The sequence below is a fragment of the Paraburkholderia sp. RL18-101-BIB-B genome (assembly GCF_046026985.1).
Taxonomy (GTDB): domain Bacteria; phylum Pseudomonadota; class Gammaproteobacteria; order Burkholderiales; family Burkholderiaceae; genus Paraburkholderia.
Map to the genome: position 1 here is coordinate 382,152 of NZ_JARESV010000002.1, position 23,153 is coordinate 405,304.

The following is a 23,153-nucleotide window of genomic DNA, read 5'->3' on the forward strand; positions in this document are numbered from 1 at the left end:
CTTTCTTTCGACGCCGAATCTCCAAGTCATGCGAAGCACTTATCCCCGTTATGCCCGGCCCAGCGGCTGGAACCAGTTGCTGCCGCCGCGGCGGACACCCGCAGCCGGGCTCGAAGGCGAACACCGCGTGCGCTTTGCCGTAATCGGCGCGGGCTATGCCGGCATCGCCGCCGCGCGGCAATTGGCCGAATCGTTTCCCGGCGAACCGATCGTGCTGCTCGAGAGCGGTACGGTCGGCGATGGCGCTGCCGGCCGGAACTCCGGTTTCATGATCAACCTGCCGTACGCGAAGATCCAGGGCAGCCGCAATGCGGCCGAAGCCGAGTGGCAGAAGACACTGCTGCAGACCGGGCATGCATGGCTCGAAGCATTAGTAGCCCAGCACCATATCGATTGCAGCTGGCGTACCTGTGGCAACTACAAGGGGGCAACGACGGCCCGGGGAGAAGCCGAACTGCGGCAACTGGCAACGCAACTGACTTCGCTAGGCGTACCGTTCAAGGCGCTGACGCGAGAGGAGCTAACGCAAACGCTAGGCACGTCGTTTTATCGCCATGCCCTCTGGATGCCGAGCTGTACCCTGGTGCAGCCGGCCGCACTGGTACGAGGGCTGGCCGATGCGCTGCCCGAGCAAGTGATGCTGGCTGAGCATACGCCGGTGCTCGACGTGCGGCACGGCCGCCCACACAGGCTGAAGACACCAAGCGCGCGTATCGATGCCGACGTGGTGGTGTTTGCCAATAACGCGTTTCTCGGTCGCTTCGGTCTGGCGCGCAGTCGCCAGATTACGGTGTACACCTATGCCGCGCTGACCCCCGCGTTGCCGGATGATGAAGCGGCCCACCTGGGCAGCGCGAGCGACTGGGGCCTGGTGCCGGCCGAGCGCATGGGCGCGACGACGCGCAAGGTCGACGGCAACCGGTATATGATCCGCACCGGTTTTTCGTACGACCGCGAACAGGACAATGCAGAGATCGAGGCGATGTTGCAGCAGGCGTATCGGATGCGCTACCCGCAGATGCGGCGGCATGATCTCGAGTACGTCTGGGGCGGTGCGGTGAGCCTGACGCGCAATGGCGCGCCCTTCTTCGGCCAGGTGGCACCGGGAATGTATGGTGTCTCGGGTTGCAATGGCTCGGGCATCATCAAGATGTCGCTGTTGGGCCGGTTGCTGGCCGAACAGATTGCCGGCCAGAGCAGTCCGTTGCTGGAACGCTGCATGGCGTGGGCCACGCCCACGTGGATTCCACCCGAGCCGCTGCGTCGAATCGCCGTGTCGATGTCCATGCGCAAGTATCAACGGCAAATGCACGACGGCGCGTCGGATGTCGCGGCTGCGTAGCTTGATCTATCGCACGCCGAGCGTGTCGCGGCGCCCCCGGTCCGGGGGCAAGTCCAGCACTTTCAGCGCGAACTCACTACCGGAGCACGAAATTGATCATTTCTGCAAACAGGCTGCAGCTGGTCAAATCGAACATCGTCAATCCACCTTCCGCCCCTATCAGCAACGCACTCGTCGCGGACGATGTGATCTATACCGTGCAGGTGCCACGTCATCCGCAGACCTTCGCGCCACGCGGAGAAGGCAACATCGAGATGCAGGCCGCACGCGTATTCGACCAGTTGAAGCATGTGCTCGAATGCGCAGGATCGAGCCTCGCGCATGTCGCGCAGATGACCATCTATCTGGTCGACAAGGCCGACGCGCCGGAAATGAACCGCGTCTACGCGCGCTATTTCACGGCGCCGCCTTACCCGAATCGGGCGACGGTGGTCGTCAAGGAACTGCTTGGCGAGAATTGTCTGATCGAAATTGTCGTGCATGCAATCAAGGCCTGACGCGAGACGATCACGGAGGACTCGATCGAGCGTTACCGCGCGCTATATCGCGCCGCAACGCGACGTCACGCGATGTCACGCGATCTGCTGAACCCATTGACTCCGCCAACCCGGTGCCTCGAAGGGATCGGAAAAATACTGGGTCTCGTGAATGACCTTGCCGTCGCAGAACTCCATGATGCTTACCGTGTACGCCGCTCGCCCCTCATAGGCGATGGTGTATTCCGTGACCCAGAGATTACCCTCTCCTTGAATCCGCCTGACATTGAAGCCTGATGGCTTATCTGGATGATGGCTCCGCAGTGCCTGCAAATTGCTTCGCCCGATAATTCGCTCACCTGATTGGGGATAGTCACAGACGGCATCATCATCGTAAATATCATGCTCCGCGTCGAGATCGCCCGCCGCCGACGCGCTCCAGTGCGCGTCCAGAGCTTCACGTATCTTGTCTTCCTGCATGGCGTGCCTCCGGATAACGTTCACATCTATCTATTGCGTACGCCGCGGAATGAACCCGGGGCTGCCCGTCTTAACGACTTCGTTGTACCTCTGCCTCGTCTCAATCTGGTTGATCTCGTCGAATGCATCTGCTGGCAGCGCGGAGATTTCGAAATTCTCTCGCGCACGGGTCGCCGTTTTAGGGGTGGTGAGCAAAGCTCCGCCGCGCTGGATCGCCCAGGCAAGCAGTACCTGGGCTGGCGTCTTTCCAGTTCGTGCTGCAATCCGCGAGATGACCGGGTCCTCAAGCGGCCCCGGCCTGATTCCGTGACCCAATGGCGCAAAGGCCAAAAACACGATCTCTCTCTCCTTGCAGAATTCCAGAAGTTCCGTTTCCGGAAGATACGGATGGGCTTCGACCTGCACCGCAGCCGGCTTGATTCGTGCAGATTCATAGAGAGGCCGCAGGTCGTTCAGGCCAATATCGGACAGTCCGATGGCCCGGCATCTTCCGCAGTCGACGAGATCTTCCATCGCCCTCCACGTGTCCAGCAAAGTCACGCCTTTATCGTAGATGACATCGCCGTTTGCATCGCGTGGATCCTGCTCATCCCCCGCTTGAAATGCGAACGGCGTGTGTATCAGATAGAGATCGAGATAGTCGAGCCCGAGTCTTTCAAGACTTGCCTCGAAAGCCGGTTCGACACGCTCGCGCCGATGATTGGAGTTCCACAATTTTGTAGTCACGAAGATGTCTTCGCGCGCAATCCCTCCGGCGGCAAGCCCTATCCGCAGCGCTTCGCCCACTTCGCGCTCGTTACGGTATCGCTCGGCACAATCGAAGTGCCGATAGCCGGCCTCCAGCGCGTCTCTGGTAGCGCTGATAGTCGTAGCTGAATCGGGAATCAGCGTGCCGAATCCGAGCGCGGGCATCCGCCCGCCTCCGTGATTCAGCACTAACTTTTTGCTCCGGAAATCGGAAGACTCAATCATGTCGACATCTCCACACTATTTCATGCCTTGCAACGAAGGACCGACGCATGGGTCCGCAATTGCGGCGCCAGGTCCATGAACGGAAAAAACCTCAACGTACTCGAGTCGGACAACCGCTTCGTAGCGATTCCTGGCCGACGAATTCGTGAACCGCTTACACCGTGTCTCTTTACTTAAGGGTATATGAAGTGCCGCTCTAGTGTCAGGCTCGACGTCGTAGCTTTGGCAGAGAAGTCGGCGTCGCTCGACAACCCGAGCGAGCAGAACGGTGGCGCTGAAGCCCTTCTCTTTCTCAGGTCGGATTGATGTTGAACGTGCAGAAGTTGAAGCCGGTAAATCGGGGCGCGCCGATTCGCAACTCAGCCGCCGCCGTCAGAGTTAACGGAGCGCCAAACAGGTCTGCTTCCTGATCAAGTGTAGCAAATGAATCACTGCGCGGCAGCGGACGGTTCCGGAAAAGTACGCCATGTAGTTGGTGTGAATGCAGTCCATGCAACAAAGCATCCGTACTGTTCACCGCTGGCCAACTGTTGCGTGATCAAGGTCAGCGTGGCGCGCTTGCACTGCGATCCTGTTCACGTCCCCATCTCCGCGTCGAGTAAGATTGACAGCTTTTTCCGGTCAGCCGCCTCGACTTTGCAAATACCAGGATTCTGCAAATTTAGCGGTGGCCGAGCGTCCAAAAGAAAAGCGCCGCTGGCCCGGAACAGCCAATTGGATTCGAACCACGCGTGACCGCGTGACCACCACCATGAAACGCCCCACGCCCCCCCTACAGCCGCTGTGATTGAATTCAGTCTCACACGTGTCTACGCTTCGACAATGGTGACTTCATAGTTCTCGTCTTCGAAAGCGACGAGAAACTCTTCGGGCATCAGCCATGAATCGACGCTTACCATCTTGGTGTCAATGTCGACGTTGACTTTCGCGTCGGCGTCGACACTCTTCATCGCATGCTCAATCGTTGACACATCGTCTGAACGGATTTCGTTTTTCATCGAGAATTTCATTTGTCACTTCTCCAGTCAACAACGCTTGAATAAAGCAGGACCTATCGATTCATCAGCGTCAGTGGGTCCGCATATTGATTGTACCCACTACACATTCGACGGTCGACGAAGCGCTGCGCCAGTTGTTGATACAGGCATGTTGCAACGTATGCCGGACAAGACAGTGCGCATTGAACCGGCGTCTTGTTGCGTGCGACAAGATGTGTGTGGCGCGCGTCTTCCCGTCGTCGGCTTCCAGTAAGTAAGAGGTCGGCGAACGAGCGCTTCCAGGACCCGTCAGCCGTTTCAGCAACGGCCGGGACGACGTCACCCGCACCTTTGCGCTCAACGCAGCGACCGGAAGCTCACGCGAATCTCTTCCGAGAAAACTTGCGGCTGCTCCCAGGCTGCAAAATGTCCGCCTTTTGGAAGGCGGTTATAGTGAATCAGCTTGGGATATGCCTTCGTTGTCCAGCTTTGCGGGGCAGCGTAGATCTCGTCGGGAAATACGCTGACGGCAACCGGAATGGCGACGTGCTTGGGAGCAAAGAAGTTGAGCTTGTTTTCCCAATACAACCGCGCCGAAGAAATTCCCGTGTTCGTGAGCCAATAGAGCGTCACGTTCTCGAGAACGTCGTCTCGCGTCAGCCCCTCGGACTGACCGTCAAATACGCGCGCGATAAGTGCCTGGCTGGCGGCGTCGTGGTCGAGCATCCACGCGGCGAGGCCGACAGGCGAGTCTTCAATTCCGTACAACGTCTGCGGACGGTTCGTCATCTCCTGGGCGTAGCCAAGACCGTGCTTGTAGAAAAAGTCGAGCTGGTCGTAAGCGTGCCGCTCGTCGGCTGAGAGGTCGGCCGGCGGCGGGTTGCCGTACTTGAGCGCCTCTGCAATATTGTCCGGTACGGTGGCCGGCATGTTGGTGTGAATGCCGAGCAGTTCCGGTGGCGCAAGCAGGGCCATCTGCTCCGTGACAGCATTTCCCCAATCGCCGCCTTGCGCCACATATCGCGTGTATCCGAGCCGCTTCATCAGTACGACCCACGCGCGTGCAATGCGAGCAGGGTCCCAGCCGGTCGCGCTCGGTTTGCCTGAGAACCCGTAACCCGGGAGCGACGGAATCACGATATCGAATGCGTCCGACGCCATCCCGCCATGAGCGGTCGGATTGGTCAGCGGACCGATGATCTTCAACTGCTCGATGATCGAACCGGGCCACCCGTGCGTGACGATAACCGGCAACGCGTTGGCGTCTTTCGAACGAACGTGGATGAAATGAATGTCGAGCCCATCGATTTCGGTGACGAACTGCGGCAACGCGTTCAGCCTCGCTTCGACTTTGCGCCAGTCATAGTCGGTCGCCCAATACCGTGCGAGCTTCTGCATTGTCGCGAGTTGCACGCCCTGTGACGCATCAGTCACGGTCTCCCGCTCAGGCCACCTGGTCGCCTTGATACGCCTCTTCAAATCGATGAGTTGCGATTCCGGCGCGTGCACGCGGAGTCGACGAATAGCGGTCTTGTCACCGCCGCTCGACTTCGTGACTTCAGTGATGGTTTGATTCGTATCCGCGAAAGCAAGTCGGCTCAATGAGCCCGCAATTGCGGCCGCCGCCGCCACGCCGATAAAGCGACGGCGCGATGGGGTTTGGGGAAGGATATCGTCAGCCATACAAGCTCCTGTTGGCAATGAATCAGATGAGGTGGAGCGATGGGCGTGGCGGCAACGCAATATCCTGGGCAAACACGTTCACGATTGTCCAATTGAGTCGTCTATAGAGGCAGCCAGTTGGCAAGCCTCGCATCGTTATCGCTTCAACCGACCGCAAACCGCCGTTCGCAGTAGTTGTAGCGATTGTGTGGAAGCAAGCCCTCCGGGTAAATGGCCAAGTTAGAACAACAGTTGTGTCGATCGCGAACAAATCCGTTGCGCCAGGCTTTTTTGGCCATTGCCGTGTGGACACGATGCGCGAAAAGACGCTGGCGAGTTTTATGCGTCGGCGACAGTATCGGTTACACAATCCGGCATTGCTTCACACCGCTCAATATGGTGTCCTGATTCTTGATTGACCGATGCAGTCATGCTCATTGGTATCTGCCGAGTGGGTGCCTACACTAATTCCTGTGGACCGAATGCCCCGCGCGTTCTTTCTTCCGCGAATTTCATCAGCATCAAAAAGGAAGCGAACATGAAACTGACCCACTTGGTGGTGGCAATGGCCGCAGGCGCACTGTTTCACAACGGCAGCGCGATAGCACAGAACGACCAGGCAAGCACCGCCGCAAATCAAAGCACGCAACCGGAATCTGGCGCGAAGCAGGAGTTCAAGATCAAACGCGTGACGCCGGCATACTGGCGCGTCACCATCGACCATCCGCCGTTCAATATCTTCGGTCCGGAATCCATACCGCAGTTGAACAGCGTGATCACCCAGATAGAGAACGATCCCGAACTGAAGGTCGTGGTGTTCGACAGCTCAGTACCCGGTTTTTTCCTGACTCACTATGACTTTGTGCCGCCCCTCGAAGTCACGACGCGCATGCCCCCCGGCCCGACAGGCATGCCGCCGCTACCCGATATGCTGACTCGCCTGAGCCGCTCTTCCGTGGTGTCGATCGTGTCGATCCGGGGCCGGGCTACGGGCGTTGGCAGTGAGTTGTCCCTTGCGTCCGACATGCGCTTCGCCAGCCGCGAAAAAGCCGTGCTTTCCCAATTCGAAGTAGGCGCCGGTTTCGTTCCCGGCGGCGGACCGATGTCCCGTCTTCCCCGTCTGATGGGGCGAGGCCGCGCACTGGAAATTCTGCTGAGCGGCAACGATATCAACGGCGAACTTGCCGAACGATATGGCTATGTCAACCGCTCACTTCCGGATGCCGAACTGGATAAGTTCGTCGACACCCTGGCTCGCCGCATTGCATCCTTCGACAAGCAGACCATCGGGGAGATCAAGCACTTCGTCAACATCTCCACTCTCCCTCCTGATAGCGAGGTTGGGCCACAGTGGGACGCTTTCATTACCTCCGTACAACGTCCAGCGGCGCAGCAGGATATCAAGAAGCTGATGGAACTTGGATTGCAGAAAAAGCCTGACGTGGAAATTCATCTCGACCGGTACACCGGCAAAGTCAATCAACCGGACAAGTAATCCACGCGCTTCGCAGTTGGCCGAGCTATCAACCGCCAGACTTACGTCGGCAACTGCGTGCCGGCCTGCTCGGCGACGATATAGCTGGCGTACCAGTCCGGCCAGTTTTCGTCATGCTGTCCGGAGAGTTTCTCATGCTCGCCATGCGCGGCCGCGGCGCGCCGTAGCGCCCCTGCGAGTTCTATTGCCGAAGCGAATGTCGTGACCTGCGCGTCCACCCTTCCAGGGAGTCGAGTGGTCACTTCCTGGAAGACCCAGCCATTTCCGTCAGGATCGCTGAACGAGGCAAAGGAGCCGTAGCTGCGCCGTTCCGGTTGCGGGCCGCTCACGCGTCCTTCCTCGCCCGCACGGTGGAAAAGGCCGCCGGCGTCATGGAAGACTTCGCTCACGTCGATGCCTCGCTCGACAAGCTCTGCCTGCGCCCTGTCTATATCGGACACAATGAGATGAAGTCCCTGCACCGAACCCGGTTCTTCAGTCGTGACGCCCTTGCCGAAGAGGACCGAGCATTGCGAGCCTGGGGGCGTGAAATGGACAACTCGAAACTGCTCGTCCTTCGCGATATCGACGTCGAGCCTCCAACCTAACCTGGCATAGAACTCCTTCGCGCGATCGACGTCGGAGACTGGGATGACAACAATCTCGAGCTTCATGTCGACCATCCGCGCTGTACCGGCAGCCGTGTCGGCTTGGTTGGTTGTTTGCGCATCGCTCATGTCAGGCTCCTCGTGTTTCGGTGATTCAAGGGGTGACTCATACGTTTGCGATCTCGGCGACTAGCCTTCCTGATCTGGAATATCCAATTCCAGTTTTCGGCCTGATCGGATTGTTGTATCCGATGACTTACCAAAGGGCCGGTCGCTAATGTGAGAAGTCTCCGGGAAACCTCCGTGCCAATAAAGATTAAAGGAGGAAAATCAAAAATGAACAACTCTCACGAGTGCCGGGAGAGCAAATGCCTTGCGAAGTACTAGCCGGTGTGACGCTGCAGACAACTTACCGTCTGTGCGGAAACCGCCATCGTGGCCGCACACCTTCAACCCGTGCCCGTCGCGCCTGACTTGTTCCTCACACGCAAGTCTGTTTGTCGCTGGAGGGTATTCGAACCCAGCGCCAAAGCGCCTAGATTAGCCCCTTATCGGAGCCGTGGACCCGATCGGCAACAGAGCCCACTCAATGGATTTGGAGGTTCTCTATGAGCACGTCACAAAAGGTCGTCGTCGTTACCGGCGCGTCGCAAGGCATCGGCGCAGAAGTCGTCAAGGCGTTCCGCAAGCTCGACTATCGCGTGGTCGCCACCGCGCGCAGCATCAAGCCGTCGGAGGATCCGAATATCCTGACCGTGGCCGGCGACATCGCCGACCCCGAAACCGCCCGCCGCGTGATCGGCGAAGCCGTGACGCGCTTCGGCCGCATCGATACGCTCGTGAACAACGCCGGCATCTTCGTCGCCAAGCCTTTTACCAGCTATACCGCCGAAGACTATGCAGCGGTCACAGGTGTGAACCTGAATGGCTTCTTCTACATCACGCAGCTCGCCATCGCTGATATGGAGAAGCATGCCAGCGGCCACGTCGTTAGCATCAGCACCACCCTGGCCGACCACGCGATCGACGGCGTGCCTGCCGTACTCGCCGCGCTCACCAAGGGCGGCCTGAACGCGGCAACCCGCTCCCTCGCGATCGAATACGCCAAACGCGGCATTCGTGCCAACGCGGTTTCGCCGGGCATCATCAGGTCGCCGATGCATCCGGCGGAAACGCATGCGGCGCTCGGCGCGCTCCATCCGATGGGTCATATGGGCGAAATGAGCGATGTCGTGAACGCGATCCTTTATCTGGATTCCGCCCCTTTCGTCACCGGCGAGATCCTGCACGTCGACGGCGGCCAGAGCGCTGGCCACTAAGCGCGACCGTGCAATAGCAGGCTCCGGTCCGCACGACCGGACGCCGCTAGCCTGCAACCGGTTTGTCGAACAGGATCAAGGAGAACATCACGCCAATCGCCACGACGGTCTATGAACCCGGCGGCATCAGACTCGAATTCGATTTCGACCCGCACAGATGACGATCCAGCTTTGCCTGGCGAGGGACTTCATTGCGACGATGCCAGCGTCACCGACCCACCTGTTCGAACGGCGAAGGCCGCGCATACCGCGCCTCAACCGGCCGCCAACCGTAATCTTCCCGATAGTCCTTCAACGGCAAAACCGTCTCTACCTCCTTGACGTCATGTCGAGCCGACGATCTGAAAAACTGGGTGCAATAATCGACGAATGTCCTGAGCCTCGCCGGAAGCAGTTCCCGGTGCGAGTAGAAGAGACAGATCTCAACCTTGTTGTCGGATGTCGTGCACAGCGGCAAGATATGCGTAAGGCGCCTGGCTTCGATATCCTCACGCACCATGGTTTCAGGCAATGCGGCAATACCGGTCCCCATCAGTGCCGCTGCCCTAAGCAATATCTCGTTCCCGTCCATCGACGACATGGGAGACACGCTCACCCGCGCTTCGCTCTCCAACAGATCGACAACATCCACGCCCTTTTTCCGTGAATCCGTGTCCAGCAGAAGAAAGTGATGGGTCAACTCGGCGGCGGTTTTAGGAATACCGTACTGCTCAAGATAAGCGGGCGCTGCAACAAAGATGCGCTGCGACCTCGACAATGTGCGGCGAATCACGGCAGACTGCTCGACAAGATGCGGCGGAAGAATCGCCATGTCGAATCGGCCGTCATACAGGTTTGCGGCCCCCTCCTGAACGGAAACGATCAGATTCACATTAGGGGCAATGGCGTGATAGCCCCGCACCAGGCGTGCAAAGGTTTCGCTCATCAGCATCGGATGCACGATCAGCCGCAACTTGCCACTGTCGACTTCACGCGAGCGCGTAATGCGACGGTTCGCTTCGTCGAGTTCTTCGAGCAAACGGCAGCAACTCAGATAGTAGGGCTGTGCCGCTTCAGTCAAAGAAACGGACCTTGTTGTTCTAAGCAAGACCCTCGTCTGGATGCACCCTTCGAGCTTGGCGATCGCCTTCGATACCGACCCTGTGGTCACATTCAGCGATTCCGCAGCCTTGCTGAAGCTTTGATACCGCGCGGCAGCAACGAATGCACGCAACATGTAAAGCTGGTCCATCTCGCACCTCACTGGTCGATGTAAAGATGTAGAGCAGAGTATTCAGGTGCCGTGGATCGTCACTGGCGACGCAATCCAAACAACCGGGAAACGAATGCAGGGTAAGCGCGATCGCCGCGTGGCGCCATCGTCCGATATGGTGTAGCGCATCGTGCGCTCGCGTGCTCGACTAATACGTTCGGATGCGCGCACCAATCCAGTCCGAATGCTCCTTCGGCAACTTCCGCTTGATCTCAGGACGCGGCTATCGCACCGCTTGATGTGCTAGCGAAGCTTCGTGGCACTTCGCGAGGGCGGGAATACAGGAAGAAAATCAGCTGGCGAAAAGGAGGACACCTAGACCTGGCTCGCCTGCAACGGTTCGATCGCATTGAGGGCCGATTCGAGGATCATCGCGCGGGCATTGACCGGTGCGGGTTTCGAGCGCTGCGGATGAAATATGCGGTCCCCGCGCCTGATCCGTTGCCCGCTCAACACGCATGTCCCTGATACCTTGGCGTTCGCGACCCGCCAGACCTGGGCGCCGTAGAAGCAGCTCGTCGGGTCCCGCCACGCAATGGTCACGGTGAGCGAGGTGGTCCGCTCAATCAGACTCACCTTCAGGTGAGGCAAGCCGCTAGTACCTGGCATCGCCTCGAAACCATAGGATGATCCGCGTTTTGGCACGGGCGTCGTATCAACGCCCGCATTCGGGCATCGTAATCCCGATGACAACAGTCGTATCGTCTGAACCCACGGGTCGACTTGGCTAACCAGCATGGCCGCGCTCCTTACGAATCGAAACGTAACGTTTAATTCTCACTGAACGGGACGCCGCGCCGGTAACAACGCATTAAGCGCACCGAACAGACGCCCAATGACTCAAGCGCCTTGGGTACGGTTGCCGCTGCGTCTCTCTCCCCGGCCATGCTCGATGTGGCGGCTCGTCAATCTATCGGCCCGTGCGTCCGCGTATTTGCTCCGAAGCCATGATATGGCGATTGAGGTGTGGACAGAATGCACGTTTTAGGAAAAGGGCTTTTTCCGCGGCAACATTTCTGGCATGAGCCCGATTGCTTCCGTGTCTGCGCCCAACGACCGGCACAACCGCATTCTTGCGCGACGTGCCTACGGTCTGCGCCCAGTTGGTTCGCTCATGCGGCGAGGCGCATGAGCGTCTGTTGAACGCTGGCCGCCGTAGCGTAGCCCGAACTGAGCTGCCCAATCTTTCCGTTCAGATCAACAAACAACGATGGGAAGCCCGACACGCCCAGACGCCGGGTCAGTGCGAAATCTGCACGAGTTGCCTGTATCGCTTCGTCCGAGGACCAGACGGTGAGGAACGCATCGGCGTCGACGTCGAACCCCGCCGCCTTCAACGCCGACGCGCCGATCTCCGCGAGAATCCGACCGTCCGTGGTATCAAGTCCATCAACATAGAATGCCCGCTGAAACGCGCCGAAGACCGTCAATAGATTGACCGTAGGCTTGATCAGACGGGCCGTTACCACGGCGCGGCAGACCGGTTCAGTGTCATAGACAAAGTTCTTCCTCGCAAGCAACGCGTCGCGATTGAATTGCGCGCCGCTCAGTTGCTCGACGCGGGCCCAGTGCGTCAGGCGAAACTGCTTGCCCGCGTCATCCAGAACTTGCGTGGAACCTGCGGCCAGGCCACCCAGCACAACCTGTACTTCAAGGTCGGGCATCGCCTCTACGATGGTTGCCATCTCTTTGTGGAAGCCATAACACCATGAGCACATTGGGTCGCCTACAAATATGAGTTTCATAGCTGATTCCGTAAAATTTCTCTGTTGCGCAGGCCCGTTGCGCCGATCTTGAGGAACACGGTGATACGCCGCCGGGTGAAGTCTGTCGAAAAGGATCATAGAACCGAACCGTGGTGCCACGAACCAGGCTAGCCTCAATTCACTTTTTACACCGTGTAACCAGGAGCTCATTACTCGCCGATAGCTGGTCTACTCGCATCGACATCCTCGAGACCGGATTTCGCTCCTATTGGATATACGGCCGTATGAGTTCCACACGCTTTTTCAGAGGCCATGCCACCCGTTCGTACAATGTCTTTCAGCGGCTGGGCCGTGTACCTTGATCTCATGGCGAGTGCGAGCGTCTCGCGCGCCACCGATCAGGAGGGCGAGTCGTGAATGCAAGGGAAACAGCAGATCCGGTGATCAGTCTGCACGGCGACGCGCTCCCGTCAAAACCGCGCTGGATTCAGAGCGACGCCGACACAGTAAATGCACGCTCCGAGCGGATATTCAAAACGCTCGTACTTGTCGTCTGCGGGTGGTCGTTGATTGAGGCGCCGCTAGAGTTGGGTGTATCCGACGTACACGCGGGGTTGGTCGCCCTGCTCCTGTCGAAGCTCGTGGTGCTCGGCACAGGTCTCGCTGCCGTTGCCAAAGCACGCTTTGCTCGCGAAACTTTTGCGTTTCTCTGCGGCGCGAGCGTGTTGGCGATCGCACCCGCACTACCGATGGAATTCAACCATTCCTTCGCGATAGCAATCTTCTCGTCGATCGAATGCTTCAGCAAGGCCGCGTGCGTGATCGCACTCGGCGTCGCATCGTCGCGAGAAAAGCAGTCGCGCCAGCAATAGCCACATCGAGTCTTCAGGACTCACCTATCCCAAAGTATGAATCGATCTTCGGATACGCAGGATACGACTTCCGTCATGCCGACCGCTCGATTCGTCAGAAGAAACGGAATCCTTGCTTTATTGCCTTCGAGCTACCGGGCAACGGTATGAGTTGCCGCTCAATGACATCAGGAAAGACCATGCGCAACGGGTAGCGATAAGCGCGAGCATTGCTTACTATACGAAAAGTATCGGCGTCACTTAGCGTAACGAACTTTTCGAAGATCGAGCGATGAAACATGACAACGTTGGGGCGGGAAGTGAATCATTGCCGGACTCGCTTGTGTATGTGGTCGACGACGACGAGTCCATTCGAGGCGCCCTAACCTCTCTACTCATGTCAGTCGGCATTCACGTGCGGGCGTTCGAATCGGCCGACGATTTTCTGGCCACGGACATGCCGGACGTGCCGAGCTGTCTCATTCTCGACGTTCGTCTGCGCGGCACGAGCGGCTTGACCCTGCAGCAGGAGCCCTTTAAAGAGAGTGTTCGATTCCCGGTCATATTTCTGACCGGGCACGGCGACATCGAGATGTCCGTCAAGGCCATGAAGGCGGGCGCCTTCGATTTCATGACAAAGCCGTTCAAGGATCAGGATCTGATCGATACGATCGCCGCTGCCTTGAAAAGGGATATTGAATTAAAGCGTCAGGAAAGGATCGTTGCGGGCATCCGTCAAACATACGATTCGCTGACAGCGCGCGAGCGGGAAGTCATCAGGCTGGTCGCCGACGGGCTGTTGAACAAGCAGATCGCCGACCTCCTGTGCCTGAGCGAGGTAACGGTCAAGATCCATCGGGCCCAAGCGATGCATAAGCTGCAGGCGCGCTCAGTGCCTGATGTCGTCAGGAAGTTACAGCAGGTGCTGCCTCTGCACTAAGTGCGAGTCAGCCATTTCTGTATTCGCTGCACTCTCGCCGCCATCTTCGGCCGGGATCGATCCCGGCTAATACGAACTGTCACTAAAATCATTCTAAGGTCTTATTGTCGCCTCGTCCGTAGGCCTGTAATTTGCCTAAAGGATTCAGCCTTTCTGAATCCTTTCGATGCCGTACGGACTCGAGATGAGAACAAAGCGCTCTCCTGCAGTTATCGGGGTAGTGGACGACGACGAATTCGTCCGGATGGCGACATCCAGTTTGCTTCGTTCGGCAAACTGGAGAGTCATTGTCTATGAGTCCGCCAACCATCTTCTGGGTGATACGCGCCGATCGGAACTGAAGCTTGTTGTCGCGGACATTCACATGCCGGGCGTGGACGGTTTCGCGCTGCTTGAATCGATCAAGCTATGGAAGCAGCCTGTTCCTGTCATTTTCATTACTGCCTATGCGACGCAGGAGCTTCTCGAGCGAGCCGAAGCCGGCGGAGCCGCCGGTTTCTTCTCAAAGCCAGTGGACGACGCACGACTGCTCGCGCTGATTGGCGCGATATTGCAGAAGTAACCTGGCCGAAGGTCCGTCCGTTTGTCAGCGTGTAGCGCGATCGCCTAAACGTTGCCCGGATGCGAGACGTTGCCTGGCGCAGGCAACGTGAACTGAAAAGTGGCGCCCCCGGCGGAGTTCGACGTCACCCATAATCGTCCGCCGTGACTTTCCACAATCGAACGGCAGATCGGCAGTCCCATTCCCAGGCCGTTGGGTTTGGTCGTAAAAAATGCCTCGAAGACGCCTTCCAGATGTTCGGTGTCCAGACCTGGTCCAGAATCCTCCACGCTAATGCAGAGTTCGTTTGCACCGGACTGGCCGGTTCGGATCAAAAGCGTTCGCTCGCCGACGTCCATTGCACTCATCGCTTCAAGGGCGTTGATCATGAGATTGAGCATCACCTGTTGCAGTTGTACCCGATCGCCCTGGATCTGCGGCAATCCATCAACCAGCTGAACGACGAGCTCGACGCCGTGCTTGCTGGCTTCACTTCGCATGAACGCGATCAACTCGAGAATCGCTTCGTTGATGTCCAAGCCGTCTTTTCGCTGCGGCTCCTTTTTAAAGAAAGCGCGGGTGCGGTCGACGATGTTATTGGCGCGGCCGCCATCCGCGACAATCCGGTTGAGCGCCTGACGCACTTCGTCGAGATTGGGCGGGCGCGCCGCCAGCCAGCGTAAGGCCGCACTGGCGTAGGCAACCGTTGCGGTGATGGGTTGCTTCACTTCGTGGGCAATCGATGCCGATAACTGCCCCATCGTCGCCACGCGGTTTGAATGCGCCAGTTCCATCTGGAGTCCGAGATATCGCCGTTCGCTGTCGCGCACGTCCTGTTGCGCCCGCTTCTGATCGGTCAGGTCGAGTATGAAAGCGACGCCCTGCCCTTCGCGATCGCCGAACGCCGCCGCGCCGACCAGCACGGGCACCCGGCTGCCATCCTTGCGGAAGTATTCTTTCTCGAACGGTTTAGCGCTTCCGGCGGCCGTCAATTCCGCTCTCACCAATTCGTCGAGGTCACGCCACTCGGGCGGAGTCAAATCGGGCCACCGTATACGCCCTGAGAGCAGATCTTCCCGGCTGTAACCCACAATGCGCAGAAAAGCGTCGTTGGCTTCGACGACGTTGCCCTCAAAGTCCCAAATGTGGATCCCAATGATGTTCGAGTCCACCAGGCGCCGAACCTTTGCCTCGCGTTCCTGAAGGTCGGCATACAGACGGGTGTTCTCGAGTGAAATGGCGGCCTGTGATGCCAGCAAATCTAGCAGCGACGAGCGGCGCGCCGTAAAAACATGCGAAGTGGCCGTGTTCTCGAGATACAGCAGGCCGCCGAGTTTGCCCTGTCTGACCAGAGGCAGGCAGAACACGGACCGAGTGGCGCCGCTTGCCAGGTAGCTGTCCTGGGAGAACATATTGGGTATCAACGCATCGTCGATGATGACGCTCTTTTGCGTGTGGATCACGTAACGCAGAATGGCGGCAGGGACGGCAGAATTGCCAGGCGGCTCCCGGTTCAACTCGATCCCGTTTCCATTGATGCGCGCCTCTGCCTCGATCCGGTAGCCGTTCGGCTGCTGCAGGACAACTAACAGGCCCCGATCGGCGCCCGCGGTCTGCAGCGCTATCGTCATCAGCCGCTCGATCAGACCTGTCAATTCGATCTCGCTGGAAAGGGCTTGAGAGGCCTTGAGCAGGGTCGCGGCGTCGAACTGCCGCCAATCGAAGCTGAGTGTCGACGTAGCATTGCTCCCGTCCTGATTGGCGAGGCGCGGGAATTGCCCGTCGAGTTGCGCGACTTTGCCGTCCGCGCCCCAAAAGGCGAAGCAATGACGCGCGTTGCGCAAATACGCATCGGCGCTCGTCCTCAGACCGCTGCTTAGATAGAAGCGGCCGGCAAGTTCGTTGGCGATGCCTTCGTGGTGTAGAAAGCCATTTTCATGAGCGGAGTGGACCGCCTGTTCGTAAAGGCGCATAGCGTCGAGATCCCGGCCCTCCAGACGCGCAAGCTCCGCGCAAACCAGCGCGTAGCGGTTCTGATAGTTCTCCGGGCAGTGCTCAGCCCACGTTGCGAGCTTCTTGAGTTTCGCCGCAAGCATGCGCCCATAGACTTGCTGCTGTTCCTCGGATGCCTGCGGATAAAGCGCCGTCAACGTGAGCGCATGAAAGAAGTGATAGGTCGGTTCGATCGCCAGTGCCATGACAGAACTGAGGACCGCCTCCGCCCGGTCCGCGGCCTCCAGCGCGTCGGCATACCGGCCGTCGAGGAAGGCAAGCATCACCTTGATGATGCGATAGACGCCGATAGCGCAGCCGAAATTCGATCTGATGATGGCCTCGAAGCAGGCTGCTTCGTCGAACGTCTCGTCGTTCAGATTCAACGGTTCGGTCGTCTTGCCGCGCAGACTGATGACGAATTGCCGCTCGACCCGGATCAACTCGTACACCGCGTCGTTGTGGCTCTCCCGCGCGAGCGCCGCGTACTTTTCCGAGAGCGTTTGCACGTCCTCGAGGGCGGCGCCTTTCTCGATGGTCTGCCAAACCGCGTTGAATGCGACGTTGCCTGCAAAAACGAGGTCGCCCACTTCCAGGCACGCAGCGGTCGCCCGTTCGAGAACCGGCAGATTCGCGGCAATGTGGCAGCGCCAGAAATTGACGTGGGCGCCGTACAGGTGAAGCAGCTTTCCATTCAGGCGCCGATTGCCGAACTTCTCGTTCAGCTTGAGCGACATCTCTGAAAATTGCACCGCGGTGGGGATATCTCCGATCAGAGACACCAGCATCAGCGCGTAATTGCCGTAAGCAAAACTGGAGTTCTCGGTATTGCCGTGCTGCAGGGAGAGATTGACCGCCTTGAGGGTGATGAGCGGGTAAAACGCCGGCCGCGCGGCAAAAGCGCAGTTCATCGCCTGAAGGAGAAGGTTGACGATTGCACGGATCGCGGGATCCGTCGCCACCGGCACCTCGACCAGTTCGCCGATGGGACGCCCGGCCTGATTGACGCGAATGTCCCGCAATCCGTCATCGACGGCCGCCTGGATGTCCTGATCCGTCTCAGGAAAGAGGATGCCGAAATCGCGCAGCGCAACCAGCGCGACCGCGAAGCTCTCGTCATATCTCCCGGCGAGCTGATACAACTCGATCCGCAGGCTGAAGACCTTCGCACGATCGAGATTGGAGCGTGCTCTCGTGAGCATCATGTCGGCCAGCGCGTCGGCTTCCGCAAAATCGCCGGCCAGATATTCGCACTCCGAAAACGCGAGATAGAGTTCGAACGTGCTGTCGTAGCGCTGCGTCCACGCATCCGGCGACAGCAGCGCCACGGCTTGCGCCAGATAGCTGCGAGCGGCCGCGTAGGCGGTCGAATTCATCGCGCGCCGGCCCGCGCTGAGGTTCAACTCGACGACCTGCTCACGCTCCGGCTCCGCCTGGATCAGCGCCGCGCCGCGATTGAGATGGTTGACGATATCGAAGATGGGATCCTCGAGCGCTTCCGGCGGGGTCCGCGACACCAGCGCCCGGCCGATCCGCAGATGCGCGGCGGCCCGCTCGTCGGCGGGAATCAGCGCATAAGCGGCCTCCTGCACGCGGTCGTGTGCGAATTCATAGGCGTTGCCCACGCGAAAAACGAGACCCGTCCGCACGGCTTCCCACAGGTTCGTGTGCATCTTCTCTTCAGAGCCGCCCTGAACCCACGTCAGTGCGGTGACTTCAGCGACGTTGCCGAGACACGCCAGTTGCCCCAACGCGTCGCGCGTCAGCGCAGGCAAGCGGCTCAGCTTCGCCGCCATCAGATCGGCGACGTTCTCGGTAAAACCCTTCGCGCGAATGCGTGGCAAATCCCAGCACCACGCCGCGGCGCGCTGATCGAATGTGAGCAGGTCTTCATCGGCGAGCGCCGTCAGAAACTGGATCGCGAAGAACGGATTGCCGCCGGTCTTCTCATGCACCAGTTGCGCGAGCGGCCCGGCTGTCGCGCTGTCGCAGTGAAGCGAATCGGCCACGAGTTGCGTGACGCTGTCCGGTGTGAGCGGCGCGAGCTCTATCTGCTGCACCTTTCTTTCGGCGTGGCTGATCGACTCGAGCGTGCGCGCAAACGGGTGCGACGCGTCCACCTCGTTGTCCCGGTAGGCGCCGACCAGCAGAACGTGCTTCACGTCCGGATGCGTGACGAGGTGGGCAAGCAGGTCGAGCGTCGCCGTATCGACCCATTGCAGATCGTCGATAAACAGCGCGAGCGGATGCTCAGGTCGCGCAAACACGCCGAGAAAACGTCGAAATACCATCTGGAAGCGGTTTTGCGCATCCTGCGGCGGCAGAACTGGCGCCGCAGGATGCTCGCCGATGATGAGCGCAAGTTCGGGGATCAGATTCACAATCAATTGACCGTTGGGCCCGAGCGCTTCAATCAGCGCATGCCGCCACGGCTCGACCTCTGCGTCGCTCTGGCTCAGCAGGTTGCGTACGAGCGTCTGGAAGGCCTGTGCAAAAGGCACATACGGAATGTCACGTTTGTACTGGTCGAACTTGCCGGACGCGAACAGGCCGCGTGGCGGCACCAGCACCCTGTGCAACTCGTTGACGACCGACGACTTGCCAATTCCCGGATAGCCCGAGATAAGCACCAGTTCGACCGCCCCGCTACCCACGACACGATCGAATGCTGTCACGAGCGCTTCGATCTGTGCCTCGCGTCCGTACAGTTTTTCGGGAACGAGCAACCGGTCGGACGCGTCGTGCGCCCCCAGCGGGAACGGGTCGACGCGCTGGTGCGCCTCCCATGCCGCGAGGCACGACCGCAGGTCGGCTTCGACACCCGCCGCGGTCTGGTAACGATCCTCGGCGGCCTTGGCGAGGAGTTTCAGCACGATGCCCTCGACCGCCTTCGGAATACCGTCGACGCGCTCGCATGGCGGTGCCGGCCTGCGCGCAATATGGCAATGAATCCATTCCATCGCGTCCGATGCGGTGAACGGCAGCGAGCCGGTAAGCATCTCGTACAGTGTGACGCCAAGCGAATAGAGATCGCTGCGCGTGTCGATCGAACGGTTCATGCGGCCCGTCTGCTCAGGCGCCATATACGCGAAAGTCCCGGCGACGATCTCCGGCGGCGCGGGCGGCTGATGTTCGTGCGGCAGTTGCGACGCGATGCCGAAGCCGGTGAGCCGCACGTTACCGTTCCCGTCGACGAGCACATTCGCCGGCTTGATGTCTTTGTGAACGAGCCCGCATCGGTGAACGTGACCGACTACTCTCGCCAGATTGACGGCGATGCGCAAAAAACGTGTGAGCTCCAGCGGACGGCCGAGTGAGCGATGGAGGGGCTCGCCGCCGTCGTCGTCGAGAACGAGCATGGGCGGCTCTCTGCGGTGATAGAGCGCGAGCGGCTGAGCGGCCCAGCTGGAATCGAGCAACGAGGCCAATCCGTATTCGTGCTCGAGCCGTGTAATGCTCTGCGCGGCCGTGCGGGTGGCGACCAGCGCGAGCACCGAGACGGGATGGCGGGGTCTCCGGGCGCGATACAGGGAGAAGTCGCCGTCATCGTGCAGCGGCTCCAACTCATATCCGGTGAGATCCACGGTGGACTCCACTGTCGACCGAAGCTAGTGGTTTAGCTATCGACCGGAGTGGGCCGTCGACCAGCGTTGGCGCTTTAGCGCTTACTCTGGTCCATAGCGCGCTACTCTGGTCCCATGCAAAGCACTGACTCCGATCCCATGCAAGATGGTTGCTGTAAGGCTGCGAATTCCATTTAGAAATTATTGTCCACGCTTCCCGTCTTCCCGGCTATTGCTTGCACCGTCGTCCCATTTATTGGATCACCGCCGGCGTGACGCCAGAAACCGGACCCAAAAAAACGGCATGCGCGATGCGCTTCTCGCGCGTGCAGCATGCCGCTACATCAGGCTGGAGCCTTCCGATACGCCGCACTGAAACAACCCGGCGACGCGTGCCGCTTACTGCTGCGGCAACGCGTAGGCAATCACATAGTCGCCAAGCTTCGTGCCGAACGAGCCATGGCCGCCCGCCGCGATCACCACGTACTGACGGCCGTTGATCGAATAGCTCATCGGCGTGGCCTGGCCGCCCGCGGGCAAGCGGGCCTCCCAGACCTGTTTGCCGTTGTTCACGTCGAACCCGCGAATGTAGTTGTCCGCCGTCGCGCCGATAAACGCGACACCGCCCCCGGTGACGATCGGACCGCCCAGCATCGGCATGCCCATCCTGAACGGCAGCGGAATCGGCGAACTATCGCGCACGGTGCCAATGCGCTTCTTCCACACGATCTCATTGGTCTTGAGATCGATCGCGGAGATGTAGCCCCATGCCGGCTGCTTGCACGGCAAGCCGAACGGCGAGAGGAACGGGTTGATCACCACGCCGTACGGCAGGCCGTATTGCGGCTGGATGCCTGACTCCGTGCCGCTGCCCTTGGCGCCTGGCACCGGCTCCAGCGGGTTGCCGGGGCCGCGCGGAATCAGACGCGAGACGAACGGCAGCGCGATCGGGTTCGCGACGGCGAACTGGCGATCGGTGTCGACGGCAATGCCGCCCCACTCGAACATGCCCAGGTTGCCCGGGAACACCAGCGTGCCCTGCAGCGATGGCGGCGTGAACGTGCCTTCATACCGCAGCTTGTGGAACATCACACGGCACACGAGCTGGTCGTACATCGTGGCGCCCCACATGTCGGCGTCGGTCAGGTCCTTCGACGGGCGATACGTGAGCTGCGAGAACGGCTGCGTCGGCGCAACGTGGTCGCCGGGGGCGGCGCCTTGCGGCACGGGCGTTTCGGGTGCCGGCACGACGGGGACACCCGTGCGGCGGTCGAGCACGAACAGGTTGCCGGTCTTGGCCGGCGCGTATACGACCGGCACGGTCTGGCCGTCCTTGCCGGTGATGTCGGCGAGCGTGGGCTGCGACGGCTGGTCCATGTCCCACAGATCGTGGTGCGCGGTCTGGTAGAACCAGGCGAGCTTGCCGGTCGATGCGTTGAGTGCGAGCAGGCCGCTGGCGTAGCGCTCCTGATCCGGCGTGCGGTTGCCGCCCCAGATGTCCGGCGTCGTGACGCCCATCGGCAGATAGACGATGTCGAGTTTCGCGTCGTAGGCGGACGGTGCCCACGAGTTGGGCGAATTCCACGTGTAATGCTCGCCCGCGCCCGGAATGTGATTCGGATCCTTCGCGCCCGGATCGAACGCCCAGAGCAATTCGCCCGTGCGCACATCGAAGCCGCGGATGACGCCCGACGGCTCGCGGTTCGAGAAGTTGTCCTCGACCGCGCCCGCCACGACGATCACCTTGCTGGTGATGATCGACGGCGAAGTGGGCTCGTACATGCCCGGCGTCGTGACCGGCTGGGCGTGTTGAAGGTCGAGGTCGCCGTGGTTGCCGAAGCCCTCGCAACGTTGGCCTGTCAGCGCGTCGAGCGCATAGAGGTGGCCGTCGTTGACCGGCAGGTAGATGCGGCGCGTGCAGGCGGCCGTGGCATCGCTCGCTGGGGTGGTAGCGGCTGCGGCGGCGTCGCTCGCTGGCGCGGCGGCAGTTGCGGCTGCGTCGCTCGTTGGCGTGGCGGCAGTTGCGGCTGCGTCGCTCGTTGGCGTGGCGGCAGTTGCGGCTGTATCGCTCGTCGGCGTGGCAGCCGCGGTGTCGCTCGTCGGCGCGGTAGCGGCTGCTGCTGTATCGCTCGACGGCGCAACCGCGGGTGCGGCCGCCGTGGCGCTAGCCGACAAATCGACATACGACACGCCGCGGCACGTCACGTGCTGGAACGACGGATCGGCCTGCAGCTTCGGATCGAACTTCCACTTGAGCGTGCCCGTCTTCGCGTCGAGCGCGAACAGAATCTGATGCGGCGAGCATAGGTAAAGCAGATCGCCGATCTTGATCGGCGTGACTTCGTTGGTAATCTCGACAGGATCGTTGGGCCCTTTCATATCACCCGTGCGGAAGGTCCAGGCCACCTGGAGATCCTTCGCATTCTCAGGCGTGATCTGCTGCAACGGCGAATAGCGCGTGCCTTCCTGGGTGCGCCCATAGGCGGGCCAGTCGGCGGCGTCGATCCCGGTGCTGGCGCCACTCGCGGGCGCAGCAGCGCTCAGTGTGCCGTTGACCTGCTGCGGATCATTGAAGTTCGCGTACACGAGCACGCCCGCCCATGCCACGAGCGCGACCACGAGCGACGCGACACCCAGCTTGCGCTCGCCCTCCAGCCGCCAGCTCATGAGCAGCAGCAACCATACGCCGAAGATGACGAGCACACCGGAGCGCGGCGCGAGCGCCCAGAAGTCGGGCCCCGACTCCAGCAGAGCCCAGATCGCCGTGCCGATCAGCACGAGCGCATAAAGCACGAGCGCGGCGGGACTGCGCCGCCAAAGCAGCCAGGCCACGCCCAACAGCACGATGCCTGTGATGAGATAGTAGGCGGAGCCGCCGACCGCGAGCAGCCATGCGCCACCGATCAGCAGATAGAGCGCGGTCAGCACCGTAAAGAGCAATGTGATGACGCCGATCACGCCCCGCGAATTCGACTGACTGGTCATGATGATCTCAACC

At 60.0% G+C, this 23,153-nt stretch carries 17 protein-coding genes; 7 read left to right on the top strand and 10 right to left on the bottom strand.

The window, feature by feature from the left end:
* Window positions 1-28 precede the first annotated feature (28 nt).
* Together P0D73_RS04775 and P0D73_RS04780 are read left to right on the top strand one after the other, a co-directional pair.
* Window positions 29-1,342, top strand: a complete 1,314-nt coding sequence (locus tag P0D73_RS04775; RefSeq protein ID WP_408430029.1) for an NAD(P)/FAD-dependent oxidoreductase — start codon at window positions 29-31, stop codon at window positions 1,340-1,342.
* Between the two features lie 92 nt (window positions 1,343-1,434).
* A complete protein-coding gene (locus P0D73_RS04780) occupies window positions 1,435-1,839 on the top strand; it encodes a RidA family protein (RefSeq protein ID WP_408430032.1) in 405 nt (134 codons plus the stop codon).
* A gap of 75 nt (window positions 1,840-1,914) precedes the next feature.
* Here the strand turns inward: P0D73_RS04780 and P0D73_RS04785 are convergent, their stop codons facing one another.
* The 4 genes from P0D73_RS04785 to P0D73_RS04800 all read right to left on the bottom strand — a co-directional run bounded on the left by P0D73_RS04785 (window position 1,915) and on the right by P0D73_RS04800 (window position 5,930).
* On the bottom strand, window positions 1,915-2,298 hold the full coding sequence (locus P0D73_RS04785) for a nuclear transport factor 2 family protein (protein WP_408175702.1): 384 nt from the start codon (window positions 2,296-2,298) through the stop codon (window positions 1,915-1,917).
* Between the two features lie 30 nt (window positions 2,299-2,328).
* Window positions 2,329-3,270 (bottom strand): aldo/keto reductase, encoded by a 942-nt coding sequence (locus P0D73_RS04790; protein WP_408430035.1) that lies wholly within the window; start codon window positions 3,268-3,270, stop codon window positions 2,329-2,331.
* 809 nt (window positions 3,271-4,079) lie between these two features.
* Window positions 4,080-4,280 (bottom strand): copper chaperone, encoded by a 201-nt coding sequence (locus P0D73_RS04795; protein WP_408430037.1) that lies wholly within the window; start codon window positions 4,278-4,280, stop codon window positions 4,080-4,082.
* Window positions 4,281-4,604: 324 nt separating this feature from the next.
* Window positions 4,605-5,930, bottom strand: coding sequence for an epoxide hydrolase family protein (locus P0D73_RS04800; protein ID WP_408430040.1), 1,326 nt, complete (start codon window positions 5,928-5,930; stop codon window positions 4,605-4,607).
* Window positions 5,931-6,447: 517 nt separating this feature from the next.
* On the opposite strand from P0D73_RS04800, the gene P0D73_RS04805 reads away from it, so the two are divergent.
* Entirely contained in the window at window positions 6,448-7,404 is a 957-nt protein-coding gene (locus P0D73_RS04805) for an enoyl-CoA hydratase/isomerase family protein (RefSeq protein WP_408430042.1), read from the top strand.
* A gap of 41 nt (window positions 7,405-7,445) precedes the next feature.
* Here P0D73_RS04805 and P0D73_RS04810 read toward each other — a convergent pair whose 3' ends face one another.
* Complete coding sequence (locus P0D73_RS04810; RefSeq protein WP_408430045.1) at window positions 7,446-8,120, bottom strand: VOC family protein; 675 nt, start codon at window positions 8,118-8,120, stop codon at window positions 7,446-7,448.
* Window positions 8,121-8,599: 479 nt separating this feature from the next.
* Here P0D73_RS04810 and P0D73_RS04815 point away from each other — a divergent pair, with 479 nt between their 5' ends.
* On the top strand, window positions 8,600-9,310 hold the full coding sequence (locus P0D73_RS04815; protein ID WP_408175711.1) for an SDR family NAD(P)-dependent oxidoreductase: 711 nt from the start codon (window positions 8,600-8,602) through the stop codon (window positions 9,308-9,310).
* A 208-nt stretch (window positions 9,311-9,518) separates the two neighbouring features.
* On the opposite strand, the gene P0D73_RS04820 is transcribed toward P0D73_RS04815, so the two are convergent.
* The 3 genes from P0D73_RS04820 to P0D73_RS04830 all read right to left on the bottom strand — a co-directional run bounded on the left by P0D73_RS04820 (window position 9,519) and on the right by P0D73_RS04830 (window position 12,307).
* Window positions 9,519-10,541, bottom strand: coding sequence for a LysR family transcriptional regulator (locus tag P0D73_RS04820; RefSeq protein WP_408175712.1), 1,023 nt, complete (start codon window positions 10,539-10,541; stop codon window positions 9,519-9,521).
* A gap of 336 nt (window positions 10,542-10,877) precedes the next feature.
* Window positions 10,878-11,171 (bottom strand): DUF3331 domain-containing protein, encoded by a 294-nt coding sequence (locus P0D73_RS04825; protein WP_408175713.1) that lies wholly within the window; start codon window positions 11,169-11,171, stop codon window positions 10,878-10,880.
* Window positions 11,172-11,674: 503 nt separating this feature from the next.
* Window positions 11,675-12,307: a DsbA family protein gene (locus tag P0D73_RS04830; RefSeq protein WP_408430047.1), complete on the bottom strand. Its 633-nt coding sequence runs from the start codon at window positions 12,305-12,307 to the stop codon at window positions 11,675-11,677.
* 374 nt (window positions 12,308-12,681) lie between these two features.
* Between P0D73_RS04830 and P0D73_RS04835 the strand changes: the two genes are divergently transcribed.
* The 3 genes from P0D73_RS04835 to P0D73_RS04845 all read left to right on the top strand — a co-directional run bounded on the left by P0D73_RS04835 (window position 12,682) and on the right by P0D73_RS04845 (window position 14,621).
* Window positions 12,682-13,140 carry a hypothetical protein gene (locus P0D73_RS04835; protein WP_408280564.1) on the top strand — a complete coding sequence of 153 codons (459 nt, stop codon included), beginning with the start codon at window positions 12,682-12,684 and terminating at the stop codon, window positions 13,138-13,140.
* 271 nt (window positions 13,141-13,411) lie between these two features.
* Complete coding sequence (locus P0D73_RS04840; RefSeq protein WP_132374911.1) at window positions 13,412-14,059, top strand: response regulator transcription factor; 648 nt, start codon at window positions 13,412-13,414, stop codon at window positions 14,057-14,059.
* Between the two features lie 220 nt (window positions 14,060-14,279).
* Entirely contained in the window at window positions 14,280-14,621 is a 342-nt protein-coding gene (locus P0D73_RS04845) for a response regulator (RefSeq protein ID WP_408175717.1), read from the top strand.
* A 44-nt stretch (window positions 14,622-14,665) separates the two neighbouring features.
* On the opposite strand, the gene P0D73_RS04850 is transcribed toward P0D73_RS04845, so the two are convergent.
* A complete protein-coding gene (locus tag P0D73_RS04850) occupies window positions 14,666-20,176 on the bottom strand; it encodes a trifunctional serine/threonine-protein kinase/ATP-binding protein/sensor histidine kinase (protein WP_408430050.1) in 5,511 nt (1,836 codons plus the stop codon).
* Between the two features lie 378 nt (window positions 20,177-20,554).
* Window positions 20,555-23,140, bottom strand: a complete 2,586-nt coding sequence (locus P0D73_RS04855; RefSeq protein ID WP_408430053.1) for a glucose/quinate/shikimate family membrane-bound PQQ-dependent dehydrogenase — start codon at window positions 23,138-23,140, stop codon at window positions 20,555-20,557.
* Between the last annotated feature and the right edge of the window lie 13 nt (window positions 23,141-23,153).